Annotated in this window: 16 protein-coding genes; 6 read left to right on the top strand and 10 right to left on the bottom strand. The window is 59.5% G+C overall.

The features are described from left to right. Nucleotides 1–178 precede the first annotated feature (178 nt). Complete coding sequence (locus AACY07_RS20905) at nucleotides 179–1,585, top strand: adenosylmethionine--8-amino-7-oxononanoate transaminase (protein WP_219262658.1); 1,407 nt, start codon at nucleotides 179–181, stop codon at nucleotides 1,583–1,585. 148 nt (nucleotides 1,586–1,733) lie between these two features. Further along, nucleotides 1,734–2,453: a 16S rRNA (uracil(1498)-N(3))-methyltransferase gene (locus tag AACY07_RS20900; RefSeq protein WP_219262657.1), complete on the top strand. Its 720-nt coding sequence runs from the start codon at nucleotides 1,734–1,736 to the stop codon at nucleotides 2,451–2,453. 212 nt (nucleotides 2,454–2,665) lie between these two features. Here the strand turns inward: AACY07_RS20900 and AACY07_RS20895 are convergent, their stop codons facing one another. From AACY07_RS20895 to AACY07_RS20885, 3 genes are read right to left on the bottom strand one after another with little or no spacing between them, the layout of a single operon-like run. Beyond that, nucleotides 2,666–3,568 carry a transporter substrate-binding domain-containing protein gene (locus AACY07_RS20895; RefSeq protein WP_339477262.1) on the bottom strand — a complete coding sequence of 301 codons (903 nt, stop codon included), beginning with the start codon at nucleotides 3,566–3,568 and terminating at the stop codon, nucleotides 2,666–2,668. Between the two features lie 24 nt (nucleotides 3,569–3,592). After that, a complete protein-coding gene (locus tag AACY07_RS20890) occupies nucleotides 3,593–3,943 on the bottom strand; it encodes a RidA family protein (RefSeq protein ID WP_133075194.1) in 351 nt (116 codons plus the stop codon). 30 nt (nucleotides 3,944–3,973) lie between these two features. After that, nucleotides 3,974–5,206: a D-amino acid dehydrogenase gene (locus AACY07_RS20885; protein ID WP_339477260.1), complete on the bottom strand. Its 1,233-nt coding sequence runs from the start codon at nucleotides 5,204–5,206 to the stop codon at nucleotides 3,974–3,976. Nucleotides 5,207–5,314: 108 nt separating this feature from the next. On the opposite strand from AACY07_RS20885, the gene AACY07_RS20880 reads away from it, so the two are divergent. Continuing rightward, nucleotides 5,315–6,223, top strand: a complete 909-nt coding sequence (locus AACY07_RS20880; protein ID WP_339477258.1) for a LysR family transcriptional regulator — start codon at nucleotides 5,315–5,317, stop codon at nucleotides 6,221–6,223. 124 nt (nucleotides 6,224–6,347) lie between these two features. Here the strand turns inward: AACY07_RS20880 and AACY07_RS20875 are convergent, their stop codons facing one another. The 3 genes from AACY07_RS20875 to AACY07_RS20865 all read right to left on the bottom strand — a co-directional run bounded on the left by AACY07_RS20875 (nucleotide 6,348) and on the right by AACY07_RS20865 (nucleotide 10,045). Beyond that, nucleotides 6,348–8,339: a pyrroloquinoline quinone-dependent dehydrogenase gene (locus AACY07_RS20875; protein WP_339477256.1), complete on the bottom strand. Its 1,992-nt coding sequence runs from the start codon at nucleotides 8,337–8,339 to the stop codon at nucleotides 6,348–6,350. Further along, complete coding sequence (locus AACY07_RS20870; RefSeq protein ID WP_133075198.1) at nucleotides 8,336–8,710, bottom strand: hypothetical protein; 375 nt, start codon at nucleotides 8,708–8,710, stop codon at nucleotides 8,336–8,338. Before AACY07_RS20870 ends, AACY07_RS20875 begins: the two co-directional genes overlap by 4 nt. Nucleotides 8,711–8,785: 75 nt before the next feature. Then, nucleotides 8,786–10,045: a cation:proton antiporter gene (locus AACY07_RS20865; protein WP_133075199.1), complete on the bottom strand. Its 1,260-nt coding sequence runs from the start codon at nucleotides 10,043–10,045 to the stop codon at nucleotides 8,786–8,788. Between the two features lie 215 nt (nucleotides 10,046–10,260). Here AACY07_RS20865 and AACY07_RS20860 point away from each other — a divergent pair, with 215 nt between their 5' ends. Further along, nucleotides 10,261–10,647 carry an MAPEG family protein gene (locus AACY07_RS20860; RefSeq protein ID WP_133075200.1) on the top strand — a complete coding sequence of 129 codons (387 nt, stop codon included), beginning with the start codon at nucleotides 10,261–10,263 and terminating at the stop codon, nucleotides 10,645–10,647. A gap of 137 nt (nucleotides 10,648–10,784) precedes the next feature. Here AACY07_RS20860 and mltA read toward each other — a convergent pair whose 3' ends face one another. Further along, on the bottom strand, nucleotides 10,785–11,939 hold the full coding sequence (mltA, locus tag AACY07_RS20855) for a murein transglycosylase A (protein WP_339477254.1): 1,155 nt from the start codon (nucleotides 11,937–11,939) through the stop codon (nucleotides 10,785–10,787). Between the two features lie 128 nt (nucleotides 11,940–12,067). Here mltA and AACY07_RS20850 point away from each other — a divergent pair, with 128 nt between their 5' ends. Next, nucleotides 12,068–12,517 (top strand): c-type cytochrome, encoded by a 450-nt coding sequence (locus AACY07_RS20850; RefSeq protein ID WP_339477252.1) that lies wholly within the window; start codon nucleotides 12,068–12,070, stop codon nucleotides 12,515–12,517. Nucleotides 12,518–12,652: 135 nt separating this feature from the next. Here AACY07_RS20850 and AACY07_RS20845 read toward each other — a convergent pair whose 3' ends face one another. The 3 genes from AACY07_RS20845 to AACY07_RS20835 all read right to left on the bottom strand — a co-directional run bounded on the left by AACY07_RS20845 (nucleotide 12,653) and on the right by AACY07_RS20835 (nucleotide 15,441). Further along, nucleotides 12,653–13,048, bottom strand: coding sequence for a DUF1090 domain-containing protein (locus AACY07_RS20845; protein WP_133075203.1), 396 nt, complete (start codon nucleotides 13,046–13,048; stop codon nucleotides 12,653–12,655). 187 nt (nucleotides 13,049–13,235) lie between these two features. Next, nucleotides 13,236–14,426 carry a methionine adenosyltransferase gene (gene metK, locus AACY07_RS20840; RefSeq protein ID WP_133075204.1) on the bottom strand — a complete coding sequence of 397 codons (1,191 nt, stop codon included), beginning with the start codon at nucleotides 14,424–14,426 and terminating at the stop codon, nucleotides 13,236–13,238. A 19-nt stretch (nucleotides 14,427–14,445) separates the two neighbouring features. Beyond that, nucleotides 14,446–15,441: an ArsR/SmtB family transcription factor gene (locus AACY07_RS20835; RefSeq protein WP_339477249.1), complete on the bottom strand. Its 996-nt coding sequence runs from the start codon at nucleotides 15,439–15,441 to the stop codon at nucleotides 14,446–14,448. 261 nt (nucleotides 15,442–15,702) lie between these two features. Here AACY07_RS20835 and tkt point away from each other — a divergent pair, with 261 nt between their 5' ends. Beyond that, on the top strand, nucleotides 15,703–17,700 hold the full coding sequence (gene tkt, locus AACY07_RS20830; RefSeq protein ID WP_133075206.1) for a transketolase: 1,998 nt from the start codon (nucleotides 15,703–15,705) through the stop codon (nucleotides 17,698–17,700). Nucleotides 17,701–17,796: the final 96 nt, after the last annotated feature.

The following is a 17,796-nucleotide window of genomic DNA, read 5'->3' as shown; positions in this document are numbered from 1 at the left end:
TGTAGCCTGTGAGGCAATAATTAAGCAAACGTTAACAATATTTAGTGTCCTTCTTGCCAGTCTGCAAGCGTCTATACGCTGCCGGAATTTGTAATGGGTTGTGACACGCCTGCGTATTGCATAGGCTTGCGCGATTGTTTACCCGCAGATGCCGGGAACCAGCGCCAGGAGAGTGGAAATGGGCCTGAATAATCAGTGGATGCAGCGCGACCTTGCCGTGTTATGGCACCCCTGCACCCAAATGAAGGATCACGAGCAACTGCCGTTGATCCCGATCAAGCGCGGCGAAGGTGTGTGGCTTGAAGACTTCGAAGGCAAGCGTTACCTGGATGCGGTGAGTTCCTGGTGGGTCAACGTGTTTGGCCACTGCAACCCGCGTATCAATCAGCGCATCAAGGATCAGGTCGATCAACTGGAGCATGTGATCCTTGCCGGTTTCAGCCATCAGCCGGTGATCGAACTGTCCGAGCGTCTGGTGAACATGACGCCTGAAGGGCTGACTCGTTGCTTCTACGCCGATAACGGTTCGTCGTGTATCGAAGTTGCGCTGAAGATGAGCTTTCACTACTGGCTCAATCGCGAACAGCCGAACAAAAAACGCTTCGTGACCCTGACCAACAGCTACCACGGCGAAACCATGGCGGCGATGTCGGTGGGTGATGTGCCGTTGTTCACCGAAACCTACAAGGCATTGCTGCTCGACACCATCAAAGTGCCTAGCCCCGATTGCTACCTGCGCCCCGAAGGCGTGAGTTGGGAAGCGCACTCGCGCACGATGTTTCTGGCCATGGAACAGACACTGGCCGAGCACCACGACACGGTTGCGGCGGTGATCGTTGAGCCGCTGATCCAGGGCGCGGGCGGCATGCGCATGTACCACCCGGTCTACCTCACACTGCTGCGCGAGGCCTGTGATCGCTACGGTGTGCACCTGATCCTCGATGAAATCGCCGTGGGCTTTGGTCGAACCGGGACGATGTTTGCCTGTGAACAGGCGGGCATCACACCGGACTTCCTGTGCCTGTCCAAGGCGCTGACCGGTGGCTATTTGCCGCTGGCTGCATGTGTCACCACGGACGAGGTGTACAGCGCGTTTTATGACGACTACCCGACCTTGCGCGCCTTTCTGCATTCCCACAGCTACACGGGCAATCCGCTGGCCTGCGCGGCGGCCCTGGCGACGTTGGATATCTTCGAAGAAGACAACGTGATCGAAAACAACAAGGCCCTGGCGCAACGCATGGCCAGCGCCACCGCGCATCTGGTAGACCATCCCCATGTTTCGGAGGTGCGTCAGACCGGTATGGTCCTGGCCATTGAAATGGTCCAGGACAAAGCCAGCAAAACCGCATACCCGTGGCAGGAACGTCGAGGCCTGAAAGTCTTCCAGCACGCGCTGGAGCGGGGCGCGTTGTTGCGTCCATTGGGCAGCGTGGTGTATTTCTTGCCGCCTTACGTGATCACCCCGGAGCAGATCGACTTTTTGGCCGAGGTGGCCAGTGAAGGGATCGACCTTGCGACGCGCAACGACATCAGCGTGGCCGTGCCGTCGAACTTTCATCCAGACTTCCGTGACCCGGGTTAAACCGGGCCGTACTTATATCCACTGTGGGAGCGGGCTTGCTCGCGATGCAGGCTGCACGGTATTGCTGAACCACCGCGTAGATACAATCGCGAGCAAGCCCGCTCCCACAGGGATGTGTGATCAGCACTCGAATTTCCAGAGAATATAAATGAGATTGTCCCGCTTCTTTATCGATGCTCCCTTGAGCCTTGGTGAACATGAGTTGCCTGAGGCCCAGGCGCATTACATTGGCCGCGTGCTGCGTATGGCCGAGGGCGATGCCCTGCAGGTATTCGACGGCTCGGGCCAGGAGTTTCTGGGGCGCTTGCTGGAAGTCGGCAAAAAACGCGTGCGCGTGTTGCTGGACGAAACCTTTGTCGGGCAAATCGAATCGCCATTGGCCATTCACCTCGGCCAGGGCCTGTCCCGTGGCGAGCGCATGGACTGGGCGATTCAAAAGGCCACTGAACTGGGGGTCACTGAAATCACGCCGATCATGAGCGAGCGCTGCGAAGTGCGGCTCAAGGACGAGCGCGCCGACAAGCGCCTGGCCCACTGGCGGCAAGTGGCGATCAGTGCGTGCGAGCAATGCGGCCGTTCGCGGGTGCCGGTGATTCATCCGCCAGTGCTGCTCGGCGACTGGATCAAAACCACGCAGGCTGACTTGAAACTGGTGCTGCACCCGGTATCGGAGCCCTTGGCCAGTCACGCCAAGCCTGCGACGCTGGCGTTCTTGATCGGCCCTGAAGGCGGCCTGACCGACAACGAAATCGATCTGGCCCAAGCCGCCGGCTACCAGCCTGCACGCCTTGGTCCACGGGTGCTGCGCACCGAAACCGCGCCGGTGGTAGCCCTGGCCGTGGCGCAGCAGTTGTGGGGCGATTTCTAAGTCAGCCTCAGCCCTTTTTTGCTTTTGTGGGAGCGGGCTTGCTCGCGATTGGATCGACGCGGTTATCCAGATAAACCGCGGCGCCTGCATCGCGAGCAAGCCCGCTCCCACAGAAGGGTGTGTTAAAGCAGCACGCGCCTGAGTGCAGCAGGCGCGTCTTGGGACAGCTGGTTTGAAGGTGAGGGTGTAACGGAAGACTTTTTTTGACGCCCTTACTCCACCGGATCACTCACCGGTTTGGCGATGATCTGTTTTAGCTCGGCGGTCATCGGGAATTCCAGGTTCAGGCCGTTAGGCGGGATCGGTTGTTCGAACCAGCGCTGGTAAATGCTGGTGATTTCACCGGACTGGTACAAATCAGCCAGGGTCTTGTTGACCACCGCCAGGAACTGCGGGTCGTCCTTGCGCACCATGCAGCTGTAGATTTCCCGGGATTGTTCATCCCCTACAACCACCCATTTGTGCGGATCACGGGCTTTGGCGCGTTCGCCGTAAAGCAGCGCGTCGTCCATGTAAAACGCTACGGCGCGGCCGGTTTCGAGCATCTTGAAGGCTTCGCCATGGTCTTTGGCGCTGATGACGTTCATGCCCATTTTGTGGTCGGCGCTGTAGCTTTTGATGAAGCGCTCATTGGTGGTGCCAGCCGTCGTGACGACGTTCTTGTCCCGCAAATCATCGAAGCCCTTGATGCCGCTGTCCTTGGCGGTCAGTAATTGGCCTTTGACGTAAATAAACCCATAGGAAAACGCTACCTGCTTTTGCCGCTCGGTGGTCACGCCGGTTGAGCCGCATTCCAGGTCAACGGTGCCGTTCTGCACCAGCGGGATACGGGTTTGCGAAGTCACCAGGTTGTATTTGACCTTCAGCGGTTTGTCGCCCACTTGCTGCTGGATACGTTCAACGATTTTGTTGGCCAACTCCACCGAATAGCCCATCGGTTTGCCGCTGTTGTCCCCGACATACGAAAACGGCACCGAGGCATCGCGATAACCCAAGGTAATACTTCCGGAGTCGGCGATTTTCTTTAGCGTGCCTTGCAGCGGCGTCTCATTGGCTTGCACGGTGTGGCTGATCAACAGGCCCAGGGTGCAACTGATCAAGGTAAGTTTTTTCATGTTGTTGTTTTCCCTTAAAACAGATTAATGACGAACGGCAATCACGCTTATTTCCACCAACACCTGAGGCCGTGCCAGTTCGGCTTGCAGGGTGGTGCGGGTAGGCGCCTTGCCTGCCGATAGCCAGGCTGACCACACGGCATTCATGGCGGCGAAGTCGCGCTGAATGTCTTGCAGGTAAATGGTGGCGTTGAGGATGTGGTCCTTGTCGCTTCCGGTTTCGGCCAGCAGTGCGTCGATTTTGCTCAAGACCTCTTGAGTCTGTGCCGTGATGTCCTCGCTTTGCGTAGGAACTTGTCCGGACAAAAATACCAGCGCCTCGAACGTCGCGGCGGCGCTCAAACGGTCATTGCTGTTGATGCGGTCAATCGTCATCGGGCATTCCTTCTGGTTGGGAGGGTGCACTCAGGCAGCCAGGCCTTGCAGGTCAATGGACGTTTTACGGTGTGCAATTAGCTCGCTCAGCAAGCGCCCGCTGCCACAGGCCAGGGTAAAGCCCAGCGCGCCGTGGCCCAGGTTGAGCCACAGGTTGCGGTAGCCACTGGCGCCAAGAATGGGAACGCCACTCGGGGTAGCAGGACGCATGCCAGCCCACTCGATAGCGTCGTGATAATCGCCCGCTTCCGGGAAAGTACTGCTGGCCAGTTGGCGCATTTGCGCCAGGCGCTTGGGGTCCAGCGAGGGATCGAAGCCGACAATGTCGACCATCGCGGCAATGCGCAATTGCTCGCCAATACGGGCGTAGACAATTTTGCGGTCGTAGTCGGTGATGCTCACCTGTGGCGCTTTTTGCGGGTCGGTCAGGGCCAGCGTGAGGCTGTAGCCTTTGAGCGGGTACAGCGGCAGGTTCATCCCGGGCAGGCGCAGGGCCGGGCTGTTGTGCCCCGCTGCGAGCACAAGTTGATCCACTGCCAGCACTTCGTCGCCCATTTCCACAGCCTGGACTTCACCGTTGGCATGACGCAGGCGGGTGACAGTTTTACCCAGCAAGAACGTGCAACGGCCACTGGCCTGCAAGCGGGCGACCAGTTGTTGGCAGAACGCGTGGCAGTCACCGACCTCTTCGCTCGGGGTGTAGATGCCTCCCACAAATGCCGAGCCTTGCAGGCCGGGTTCCAGGCTGGCGCATTCGCTGGCGGACAGCGCCTGTTGAAATGAGCTGTGGATAACTTTTTTGCGCGCTTTGTCGAAGTGGCTGCGTTCACGAAACGCCACCAGTTTGCCGTTGCGCTGCCAGGCGAAACCGTCCAGCTGATCTTCTTCGCGCCATTGCTGCAATGTGGCCTGGCTGAGCAATGCCAGACGCAGCAAATGCGCGCCATTGCGCTGGTTCACCGAACTACGGCACGCGGCCATAAACGACGCCAGCCAGCGCCATTGGGCCGGGTCCATGCGTGGGCGCAGCTTGAGCGGCGAGTCGCCGCGCAGCATCCAGCCCACCGCTTGCAAGGGCACTCCGGCATCGGCCAGCGGGGCGACGTAGCGGTAGGAAAGCTGACCGCCATTGGCAAAGCTGGTCTGGCTGCCCAGGGTGGGCTGGGCCTCGATCACGCTCACGTCAAAGCCGTCGCGCACCAATGCATACGCCGTTGCCAGCCCGATAACGCCCCCGCCGATGATGCAAACTCGCTGTGCCATGTCAGTCCCTAGCCACTGTTGAACAGGCTTCAGGTTAGGGGCAGGTGACAGGCGGCGAACAATGAATAAAGATGGTCCTCCCATAAACAAAGGTTATGGACTGCTGCCATGCGCTTGCGTCATATCGAAGTGTTCCAGGCGATTCGCCAAACCGGGTCGGTGAGTGCGGCTGCCCAGTTGCTGCATGTCTCCCAGCCTGCAGTGAGCAAGGTGCTGCAACACGCTGAACAGCGGTTGGGGTTCCCGCTGTTTCTGCGGGTGCGCGGCAAGTTGCAGCCCACCCCCGAGGCGCTGTTGCTGGAGCGCGAAGTCGACAAGGTGACCGAGAGCCTGCAAGGCGTGCAGCGCCTGGCCGAAAGCCTGCGCCGTGAGCCGGGGCATCGTTTGCGCATTGGCAGCACGCCCGCGCTGGCGTTGTCACTGTTGCCGCCGGTGATCAGCGAGTGGACCCGTCGTTATCCCGATATCAACTGTGAACTGGCCAGCGCCCACAGCCGTGAGTTGGTGCAAAACCTGTTGATGCGCGAACTGGACGTGGCCCTGACCTTCAAGCTGCCCGATCATCCGGGGCTCAAGGCGCGGGCGCTGGCCCACGGTGTACTCGTAGCGCTGGCGCCGCGGGGTTACTGGGCGGATGAAAGCGAAGGCGTACCGCTGGCACTGGATGAGCTGGCGGACGCGCCGTTGATCGGGCTGAGCAGTGCCGATCCGCTGTTTGCCCGGCTGGACAGCTACCTGCAAGCAGTAGAGCCACCGCCGCGCATCAGCATCGCGGTGCAGACCTATTCGCTGGCGCGGGCGATGGTGGAGTCGGGTGCGGGGTTGGCGGTGATTGATCCGTTTACGGCGTTGGGTGCTTCACGGGCAAGCACCTTGATCCGGCCCTTGAGCCCGGCGCTGCCGATTACGCTGTACGCGGTGACCCGGGTGGACGAAGCCCCGGCGCATACGCTGGAAGGGTTGCTGCAATTATTCGCCGAGCGGGCCAGCGAGCAGTTGCAGCGGTTGGCGGGCTGATCAAACATCCGTGTAGTCGCTGCCGCAGGCTGCGATCGAGTCCAAAGGGTTCGCGTTTTTTCCAAGAGCGAAGGTCCTTCGGCCCTTATCGCAGCCTGCGGCAGCGACTACAGGTTATTTCCTGTTACTTGGGCAGTGCGTACACCACCACCTGGTCCCCTACCTGATCTTTCATGATCGAGTTGCCGCCTGCCACAAACGCCACATATTGTCGGCCTTTGTATTCATACACGGCAGGGTTGGCGACGGCAGGGGCCATGACGATGTCCGACCACAGCTCTTTGCCGTCTTCCAGGGCATAGGCACGGACCTTGGCATCCATCGATGCACCAATGAACACCACGCCACCTGCGGTCACAGCCGGGCCACCAATGGTCGGCGAGCCCATGTCTTCAGGCATGTACCAACCCCACTGCTGGACGGCGCCCATCGGACGACGCCATTTCACGTCACCGGTGCGCATGTCGATCGCCACGATTTCACCGAAAGGCGGTGCCCAGCACGGCATGCCAGCCCAGTTCTGCGCGTTGAGCAAACTCATGCCGTAAGGCGCGCCGATCTGTGGGTAGAAGCCGTTCTCGTTGCCTGCAGTTTTGGGTTGCTTGTCGTAGGAGGCGCGGTCCCACAGCTTGATCATCTGCACAATGTGCGAGGTGTTCACAATGGCGACCTGGCTGACCGGATCAAACGCTACACCGCCCCATTGCACGCCACCGGCACTGTCCGGGTAGGCCAGTACGCCGTTGCCTTTGGTGCTGGGCGGCGAATACATGCCGTTGTATTCCAGGCCGTCCCACATTTTCGTGCACTGGCCAAAACCGACAATGTCGGCGATTTTCCAGATCGCCGGTTTTTTCGACTGATCCATCAACGGTGCAGGCTTGGTCGGGAACGGTTGGGTTGGCGAGTACACCTCTCCAGCAGCATCACCCTGGGGTACAGGGCGCTCTTCAATCGGCCATACGTCCTCGCCGGTGCGGCGGTCAACGGTGAACAAAAAGCCCATCTTGGTCGCTTGCACCAGTGCTGCCACGGGCTTGCCGTTGACGGTGATGTCCATCAGCGTCGGGGCCGAGTTGATGTCGTAGTCCCATATGTCGTGGTGAACCCACTGACGAGACCACACGACCTTGCCGGTGTTGATATCCAAGGCCGTGGTGGAAGTGCCCAGCGGAATCGGCTTGGTCCGGTTGCCGCCCCAATAGTTGGGTGAAGGCGAGGACACGGGGATATACAGCAAGCCCAGCGCCGGGTCATACGACATGGCTGTCCAGATGTTGGCAGTGCCGGTTTTGCCTGCTTCTTCCTCGGGGATCGGCTTGAATTCCCACTCCAGCGCGCCGGTGCGGGCATTGAGGGCAAACAGCGAGCCTGGGGATTCAACTTCGTATTCCCAGTCTTTACCGGCCCAGCCCACGATCAATTTGTCACCGATGACGGTGGGTGGCTGCAACTGCGACAGCGGCCATTTCGCGTTCATGGTGTTCCATTGGTTGACGTCCACCACCCCGTTTTTGCCGAAGCCTTCGCAAGGCTTGCCGGTGTCGGCGTCTACCGCGTAGAGCTGCGCGGTCATGTTGCCCAGGTAGACGACCTTCTGGCAGGCCACGCCCGCTTGAGGGGTTTTTTCCTGCCAGTAGGCCACGCCACGTGATTTGAGCGCGGGCTGGGTTTCGGCGACCAGTTTCGACTTGGTGTCGTAGGTCCACTTTTCTTTGCCGGTCTCGGGCTCCAGGGCAATGATCCGGTAAAAAGGCGTGCCGACGTACAACGTGTCATTGGCAAAAATAGGTGTCGCGGACCAGACCGACGGCGGGATTTTGCCGGTGCCCGTGGACATGTCGCCGGTGAAGTATTCCCAGACCTTGGTCAGTTTTCCGACGTTGTCTTTGTTGATTTGAGTCAGGGGCGAATACTTTTGCGAGCTCAGTTGTCCGTGGAAACTGTCCCACTCCTTGCCGCTGGGGATCGGCAGTTTTGCGTCCTCGGCAGAGATGCTGGACGGTGCCAGCAAAGTCGGCGGGACGGTGTAGGTGTCTTGCGCGTGGACGCTGGAAACACCCGCCAGCAAGCACAAGGCCGGAGCTGTCAAAAACTGTTTTGTGATCGCGCTCATATCGCGCTCCTTGTTGGCTTGCCGGCAAAGGTTTCAATGATCACACCCAGGGCGTAGATCCCCAGAACGGCGGCTGTCCACCAACCGTGCAGCAGGCATGCGGCAAACGTTGTTCCGATCACACCGACCCAGGCCAGGAAGAGGACGAAATTTCGCAGGCCTCCCGCCCTGGCTTGAGCCAGCACCACCCCCAGGACAAACAGCACAAACTCGGCCAGCATCGCCGTCATTGCCCCCCCGGAATCTGTCACCCCGGACAAGGGAGTGAAGAACCGCCAGGCGGTAATGCCCAGAGCAATCAATGCCGTGATGATCATGATGTTGGCGCCCAGAGGGCGCCTGGGTGGTGCATAGGCAGCAGAAGTACTCATCCCGTTCCCCTTTGTGTGTCATGCCTTAAGGCCTCAGGAACGTGAGTGTAGCCAAGGCGGGGGAAAACACCGGGATCAGTGCGCGTGCTCAACCTCTACCGGCGCATCCTTGGTCACGTGCTTGACCAGTTTGCCGATGGTCAAACCCTGGAACAGGATCGAGGACAGCACCACGATGTAGGTGATACTCAGGATCAGGTCACGCTCCGGGCCCAGTGGCAATGCCAGGGCCAGCGCCACCGAAACACCGCCGCGCAGGCCACCCCAGGTCAAGATGCGGATGGTGCCCCGTGGCACGGTACGCCAGCGGCGCAGCAGGACAATGGCCGGTGCCACGGTCAAGAGGCGCGACAGCAAAATGGCCACGGCCAGAACGCTGGCCGCCAGCAAATGCAGCCACGAGAACGGCAGCAGCAAGAGTTCCATGCCAATCAGCGCGAACAGCAGCGCGTTGAGCATGTCATCAAGCAACTCCCAAAAACCGTCCATGTAGCGACGGGTCATCTCGTTCATGGCCTTGTTGCGGCCCAGATTACCGATGATCAGACCGGCGACAACCATCGCGATCGGCGCCGACACATGCAGTTCACTGGCCATGGCCGAGCCGCCGATCACCAGTGCCAGGGTCAGCATCACTTCGATCTGATACTGCTCGATGCTCTTGATCATCCGGTACACCAGGTAACCGATCAAACCACCGAACACCACGCCGCCGATGGCTTCGTGAACAAACAGCATGGCCGTGGCACTCAGGCTCGGGGTTTCGCCCAGTTGCAGGATGCCGAGCAACACGGTGAACACCACAACAGCGGTGCCGTCATTGAACAGCGACTCGCCCACGATGGTGGTTTTCAGCGGTTTGGAGGCGTTGGCGGTCCGCAGTACACCCAGCACGGCAATCGGGTCGGTGGGGGAGATGAGTGCGCCGAACAGCAGGCAGTACAGGAAACTGATATGCCAGCCGAACAGGGCAAAAATCCAGTACGCCAGGCTGCCGATCACGGTGGTGGCGATCAGCACACCGACGGTGGCCAACAGGCCAATCGGCCAGCGATAGCTGCGGACATCATTGATATTGACGTGCAGGGCGCCTGCAAACAGCAGGAACGACAGCATCCAGTTCATCAGCAGATCGCCGAAGTCGATCTGGCCGATCAGTTCTTGCACGCGCTCTTCAAGGCCCGGATAACCGATAAAGCTCAAGCCTTGCAGCAGCAACGAAAACATTAGGGCAGTGACCATCACGCCAATCGTCGGCGGCAGGCCGATAAAGCGGAAGTTCACGTAAGTCAGTAGTGAGGTCAGGCAGATAAACGCAGCAACAAGCTCAAGCATCCGGGATCCTGTGGTGGCGAGAGTGAATGGAAACCCGATCAGTACGGGCTATGTTTGGATGCAGGCGCGGGCATCAGGGGCACATCCCCGGGGTGTGGCAAATGGGCGCGATGTGCGAGGTCATTGACCACGCAGTTGCACTGAGGTTGCATGTGCGCACTGGCGCTGTAGCAGGCCACCCATACTCGTGTTGAAACTTTAAAAAGGAAATTCCAATGACGGTTGCCTTCTGGTGTGTGCTGATTGCCTTCTGTTTGACCTATGTGTGTACCGCTTTTGCCAAGTTCAGCGACGGCAAGTTCGGGCCCAAACAAAACCATGATCCACGTACGTTTCTGGACAACCTCCAAGGTTTTGCCAAGCGTGCCCACAGCGCCCAGCTCAACAGCTTCGAAGTGACCCCGGCCTTTGCGGCGGCGGTGATCATTGCCGATATCGTAGGGAACGCCCAGCCCGTGACCATTGATGTGCTGGCGGTTTTGTTCGTTACCAGCCGCATGCTGTACATCATCTGCTACCTGGCCGACTGGGCGATCCTGCGCTCCATCGTGTGGTTTATCGGCATGGGGCTGGTGGTCAGCTTCTTTTTTGTGTCGATGTAAACGCAAGCCAATGACGAATGTGTGGGAGCGGGCTTGCTCGCGATCCAGGCGATCCGGTTTGCCTGATGCACTGCGGTGATGCCATCGCGAGCAAGCCCGCTCCCACAAAGGTTTGGTTTCATTGCATGCAGGTGGTTTTACTGCGGCAGCGCCGCGCCTTTCGGCCATAGCAGCCAGATATTGCCCTTCTGCTTCATGTCGCCCGCAATCTTCCCGGCTTCAGGGCCGGTGCCCACGAAGAAGTCGGCCCGCACTTCGCCAGCAATGGCGCCACCGGTGTCCTGGGCGGCTACCGGGCGTACGATGGGCTGGCCATCAGCCTGGGTGGTCGACAACCACAGCAGGCTGCCCAGCGGGATGACCTTGCGGTCCACCGCCACGCTGTAGCCAGCCGTCAGCGGCACGTTCAGCGAGCCGCGCGGGCCTTCGTTGCTGTCCGGGTTCTGGGTGAAAAACACGTAGCTCGGGTTGCTGGCCAGCATCTCGTGGACCCGTTGCGGGTGAGCCATGGCCCAGGCGTGAATGGTGCCCATGGTCACGTCTTCTTTTTTCAGCTCGCCCTGTTCAACCAGCCAGCGGCCAATCGGCTTGTACGGATGGCCGTTCTGGTCGGCATAGCCGATGCGCAGCTGGCGGCCATTGTCGAGTTGAACCCGGCCCGAGCCCTGGATTTGCAAAAACTGCAGGTCCATCGGGTCGGTCAGCCACGCCAGTACCGGTGCTTGCAGGCCTTTGCTGTTAATGGTCTCTGCGGTGTCGTAAGGCTTGAGCACACGGCCCTCAAGGCGACCGCGCAGGCGTTTGCCTTTGAGCTCGGGGTAGATGCTGTCCAGGTTGACCACGATCAAGTCAGCCGGTACGCCATAGATGGGTACGTTGGCGGCCTGGGTCGGCTTGAGACTGCCGGGGTAAACCGGTTCGTAGTAACCGGTGATCAGGCCGTCGCTGCTGCCTTCGGCCGAGCGCAGGCTGTACACGTCGAGGTGGGTTTGCAGGAAGTTGCTGATGTCGGCCACGCTCGGGCTGGCAGGCAAGACGGCTGCGTCGCTGCACACGGGGCCCCAGTTGGGGTCGGCCTTGAGTCGGGTACAGGCGCTGCGCCATGAAGCAAAACCGCTTTGCAGGTCGCTGCCCGTCACTTCAGGCAGTGCGCTCCAGTCAGCCTTGCTGTAGGTCGTGTGGGGTTCTGGCTGGGTGGCATTTTTGTCGGCGTCCTTGTCGGTGCCGTTACATCCGGCCAGCAACAGGGCAACGGGCAACGCCCAGGCCAGAGGCTTGAAAAATGTGTTCATTGGCGAAATTCCTTCGAGGTTTGCCGAGGCCGGGTAACCCTCTGGCAATCCTTGTATTCAATAGGGGTATTGGTCTTTGCAGGTGACGCGAGGATACTGGCGACCGATTTCCGTGACCTGAAGCGACCATGACTTTTAAACGATTGACTGTTGTTGTGCTGGCCTGCCTGACGTTGTCTGCGTGTGGCGGGGTGGATCCCGATTCGCCGCTGGGCCAGCGTAAAGCGATTTTCAAGCAGATGCTAAAAACCAGCGAAGACCTGGGGGGCATGTTGCGAGGTCGGATTCCCTTTGACGGTCCGCGCTTTACCGAAGGTGCCCTCAAGTTGGACGCTTTGGCTCACGAGCCGTGGAAGCATTTCCCACAGGTTAAGGAGTCTGACCTGACCAGTGCTACCGATGATGTCTGGCAAAAGCAGGAGCGTTTTCAACAACTGGCGCGCCAGTTGGAGGGCGCAACCGGTGAGTTGGTGATCGCCAGCCAGGTACAACCCTACAAAGCCAGTAACCTGACGCCTGCCGTGCAGAAAGTGGAAGACACCTGCAGTGCGTGCCACAAGGAATTCAGGAATCACTGAGTAAAGATCAGCCGGTACCCGCCTTCTGTGGGAGCGGGATTGCTCGCGATAAGCACGACTCGGGACTTCTGAATCACCGAGGTGCTGCCATCGCGAGCAAGCCCGTTCCCACACAGGAGATCTGTATCGCGAGACTTATTTATCCAGCTGATCCAGCGCTTCTTGCAGTTCTTTGCGCGATTCAGCCAGCTTGTTTTTGCGTTTGTCGATTTTCTCCGGGTCGCCTTTCTTCATGGCTTTGTCCAGATCAGCCTGGCGTTTGCTCACTTCGTGCTTGGCTTCCAGCACCTTGTTTTCACGTTCCTTGCGCAGGCCAGCGTCAGTGCAGTGCTCGGTGACTTCGCTCAGGGCTTTTTCCAGGCCCGCGACCTGGTTGCTGTTGCCGTGCGCGCGGGCCTGCTCAAGTTGCAGGGTGATGGCTTGTTTCTTGGCAGCGCAACCGGTCAGTTCCGGCGCTGCGTCTGCGGCCATCAGAGGCGTTGCCAGCAGGCCGCAAACAGTCAACAGGGCGAGCGGTGAAAGTAATTTCATAAATGGCTCCATGACAAAAGATGACAATTAAATAAGGCTGAAAAAACGCCACGCAAGCGCGTTTCGGCGGATCCAAACCGTGGATGTTAGCAGCATCCGCAGGCAAGCAATCCGTCGAACGTTACCCATGAGCAGCAAAAAGCCCCGAACAGTCACCTGTCCGGGGCTTCTGGTGCAGCAGGCTTAATTACAAACCGGCGGCAGCGCGCAGCTCTTCGGCGCGGTCGGTACGCTCCCACGTGAACGTGGTGAAGGTATCGTCGCCAACGGTCTTGATCTGCGGCGTGCGACCGAAGTGGCCGTATGCTGCAGTTTCCTGGTACATCGGGTGCAGCAGGTCAAGCATGGTGGTGATGGCGTATGGACGCAGGTCGAATACGTCACGTACCAGCTTGATGATTTTCTCGTCGGAAATTTTGCCAGTACCAAAGGTGTTCAACGAAATCGAAGTCGGTTGAGCGACGCCGATAGCGTAGGAAACCTGAATCTCGCAGCGCTCAGCCAGGCCGGCAGCCACGATGTTCTTGGCCACGTAACGACCGGCGTAAGCAGCCGAACGGTCAACCTTGGATGGATCCTTGCCCGAGAACGCGCCGCCGCCGTGACGGGCCATGCCGCCGTAGGTGTCAACGATGATCTTGCGACCGGTCAGGCCGCAGTCGCCCACCGGGCCACCGATGATGAACTGGCCGGTAGGGTTGATGTGGAACTGGGTGTCCTTGTGCAACAGCTCGGCTGGCAGCACGTGCTTGACGATCAGTTCCATCACGCCTTCGCGCAGGTCGGTGTACGACACTTCAGGGTTGTGCTGGGTCGACAGCACGATGGCGTCGATGGCGACAACCTTGCCGCCTTCGTAACGGCACGTTACCTGGGACTTGGCGTCCGGGCGCAGCCACGGCAGCAGGCCGGATTTACGGGCCTGGGCCTGGCGCTGTACCAGTTGGTGCGAAAAGGTGATCGGTGCAGGCATCAGCACGTCGGTTTCGTTGCTGGCGTAGCCGAACATCAGGCCCTGGTCGCCGGCGCCCTGATCTTCAGGCTTGGCACGGTCAACACCCTGGTTGATGTCAGGGGACTGCTTGCCGATGATGTTCATCACGCCGCAGGTCGCACCGTCGAAGCCGACGTCGGAGCTGGTGTAGCCGATGTCGGTGATCACGTCACGAACGATCTGCTCCAGGTCGACCCAGGCCGACGTGGTGACTTCGCCCGCGATGATTGCTACGCCGGTTTTCACCAGAGTCTCGCACGCCACACGGGCGAACTTGTCTTCAGCAATGATGGCGTCCAGCACCGCGTCAGAAATCTGGTCGGCGATTTTGTCCGGATGCCCTTCAGACACGGACTCGGAGGTGAAAAGGGAGTATTCGCTCATCTCGACGGTTTCCTAATATTTACCGATGGTGAGTGTCGCCAGTTGGCCGCTGAAAGTGGCGGACCTGAAGCTGGAAACCATTACGTAAGCCTACATAGAGGCTTTCCCCGGGAACGAGTCCCGCAGCGGTGGCCCAATGGGCCAGATCATCTTGTTCAAAACCCAGCCACAAATCACCGCATGCCTCGCGGGCCCACGCCTGATTATGGCTGCACAACTCTGTTATCAGCAGGCTGCCGCCCGGCTGCAGCAAGGTTGCCAGTTGCTGAAGTGCTTCGGCCGGTGCGGCGAAATGGTGCAGGACCATGTTCACGACAACGCAGTCGGCTTGCAGCTGTGCATCGTGTAACGCGTCGGCCAGGATCAGGCTGACGTTGCTCAGTGACTCGCGTTCACAGAGCTGGCGGGCCAGCCCAAGCATGACCGGGCTGTTGTCCAGCGCCGTGACCTGATGGAAGCGGCGAGCCAGGTCGGGCAAGAAGCTGCCATCGCCGGGGCCGACTTCCAGGGCCGTGGCCGCCGGGTCGAAGCTCAGTTTGTCGAGCAGCGTCAAAACGCTGTCCCGGTATTGCGGCAAGCCGGCGATCAAATCCTGTTGAGCGCGAAACTTCTCGGCTACGCGTGAGAAAAAGTCCTGACTGGCGGCTGCACGCTGTGCATGTACTGCGCTGATTCGCGCTTGTACATCGGTGGGCAAGGTCAGGTTATCGACCTCTTCCAGCAGCGCAGCGTGGAGTTTTCCGCCTGGTTGTTCGGTGTGGGGCAGGGCACGGCGATAAAAAATCGCATTGCCTTCGCGTCGTGTTGCGACCAGCCTGGCTTGAGACAGCACCTTGAGGTGGTGACTCATGCCTGATTGGCCAGTGGCAAAAATCTGCGTCAGCTCCAGCACACCAAACGAATCGTTGGCCAACGCGCGCAGCACATTGAGTCGCAGCGGATCGCCTCCAGCCTTGCACAGGGCAGAGAGCTCGTCGCTATCGTCATGGCGGATTGAAGGCACGCGTAAGTTCATGGGGCCGCAGTCTAGTTACCCCGTACAGCCCCCGCAAGTTCAATATCGAAAAGTTTTGATATTGGTCGATAAGTGGCGCGCTTGTCGGAGAGTGTGTGCTTATTAACGAAACGAAATGTCCGATCCTTAACAGGTTGAACGGTTAAGCACAGGAAAAACGCCTCTTGCGACTATCTGTCATTGCCCCGAGGGCGTTGCCTGAGGGAAAATGCTCGCCTTTTTTCCGTTTCGATTTAACTTTCAATACCCAGGAGAACAGCGATGCCCAGCCGTCGTGAGCGTGCCAACGCCATTCGTGCACTCAGCATGGATGCCGTGCAAAAAGCCAACAGCGGCCATCCAGGTGCCCCTATGGGTATGGCGGATATCGCCGAAGTACTGTGGCGCGATTATCTGAAGCACAACCCGAGCAACCCTTCGTTCGCTGACCGTGACCGCTTTGTGCTGTCCAACGGCCACGGTTCGATGCTGATCTACTCGTTGCTGCACCTGACCGGCTATGACCTGTCGATCGACGACCTGAAAAACTTCCGCCAGCTGCACAGCCGCACCCCGGGTCACCCGGAGCTGGGCTACACGCCGGGCGTTGAAACCACCACTGGCCCGCTGGGTCAGGGCCTGGCCAACGCTGTGGGCTTTGCCCTGGCAGAAAAAGTCATGGGCGCTCAGTTCAACCGCCCTGGCCATAACGTCGTTGATCACCACACCTACGTGTTCCTGGGTGATGGCTGCATGATGGAAGGCATTTCCCACGAAGTTGGCTCGTTGGCCGGCACTCTGGGTCTGAGCAAGCTGATCGCGTTCTACGACGACAACGGCATCTCTATCGATGGCGAAGTTGAAGGCTGGTTCACCGACGACACGCCAAAGCGTTTCGAAGCCTACAACTGGCAAGTGATCCGTAACGTTGACGGTCACGACCCGGAAGAAATCAAGACCGCGATCGAAACCGCACGCAAAAGCGACCAGCCAACGCTGATCTGCTGCAAAACCACCATCGGTTTCGGCTCGCCGAACAAGCAGGGCAAGGAAGACTGCCACGGTGCTCCACTGGGCAACGACGAAATCGCCCTGACCCGCCAGGCCCTGAACTGGAACCACGGTCCGTTTGAAATCCCGGCTGATATCTACGCCGAATGGGATGCCAAGCAAGCCGGTGCTGCGGTTGAGTCCGAGTGGGACAAGCGCTTTGCTGCCTACGCGGCCGAGTTCCCTGAACTGGCCGGCGAGCTGTCCCGTCGCCTGAGCGGCAAACTGCCTGCTGACTTCGATGCCAAGGCCAACGCCTACATCGCTGAAGTTGCGGCCAAGGGCGAAACCATCGCCAGCCGTAAAGCCAGCCAGAACGCATTGAATGCCTTTGGCCCACTGTTGCCAGAACTGCTGGGCGGCTCCGCTGACCTGGCCGGTTCCAACCTGACCCTCTGGAAAGGCTGCAAAGGTGTTTCGGCTGAAGACGCCAGCGGCAACTACGTGTACTACGGCGTACGCGAGTTCGGCATGAGCGCCATCATGAACGGTGTTGCCCTGCACGGCGGCCTGGTGCCTTACGGCGCGACCTTCCTGATGTTCATGGAGTACGCCCGCAACGCCATCCGCATGTCGGCCCTGATGAAGCAGCGCGTGATCTATGTGTTCACCCATGACTCCATCGGTCTGGGCGAAGACGGCCCGACGCACCAGCCGGTCGAGCAACTGACCAGCCTGCGTACCACGCCGAACCTGGACACCTGGCGCCCAGCCGATGCGGTGGAATCCGCAGCGGCCTGGAAATTCGCCCTGGAGCGCAACGACGGCCCGTCCGCGTTGATCTTCTCGCGTCAGAACCTGAACCACCAAACCCGTGATGCTGGCCAGATTGCCGACATCAACCGTGGTGGTTACGTGCTGAAGGATTGTGCAGGCGAGCCTGAACTGATCCTGATCTCGGCCGGTTCCGAAGTGGGCCTGGCGGTTCAGGCTTACGAGAAGCTGACCGAGCAAGGCCGCAAGGTACGTGTTGTATCGATGCCATGCACCAGCGTGTACGAAGCTCAGGATGCAGGCTACAAGCAGTCGGTTCTGCCGCTGCAGGTGAGCGCCCGTATCGCGATCGAAGCGTCCCACGCGGACTACTGGTACAAGTACGTGGGCCTGGAAGGCCGCGTCATCGGCATGACCACCTACGGCGAGTCGGCGCCTGCGCCTGCCTTGTTCGAAGAGTTCGGCTTCACCCTGGAAAACATCCTGGGTCAGGCTGACGAGTTGCTGGAAGACTAAGTACTAAAGTGTGCCGTCTGGACTGCCGCTTTCGCGAGCCAGCCCGCTCCCACAAGGATTGTGAAGATCCTGTGGGAGCGGGCTCGCTCGCGATCA

Origin of the sequence: Pseudomonas sp. RL_5y_Pfl2_69 (genome assembly GCF_963970465.1) — a bacterium.
GTDB lineage: Bacteria > Pseudomonadota > Gammaproteobacteria > Pseudomonadales > Pseudomonadaceae > Aquipseudomonas.
This window is presented reverse-complemented; position numbering and strand designations above follow the sequence as displayed.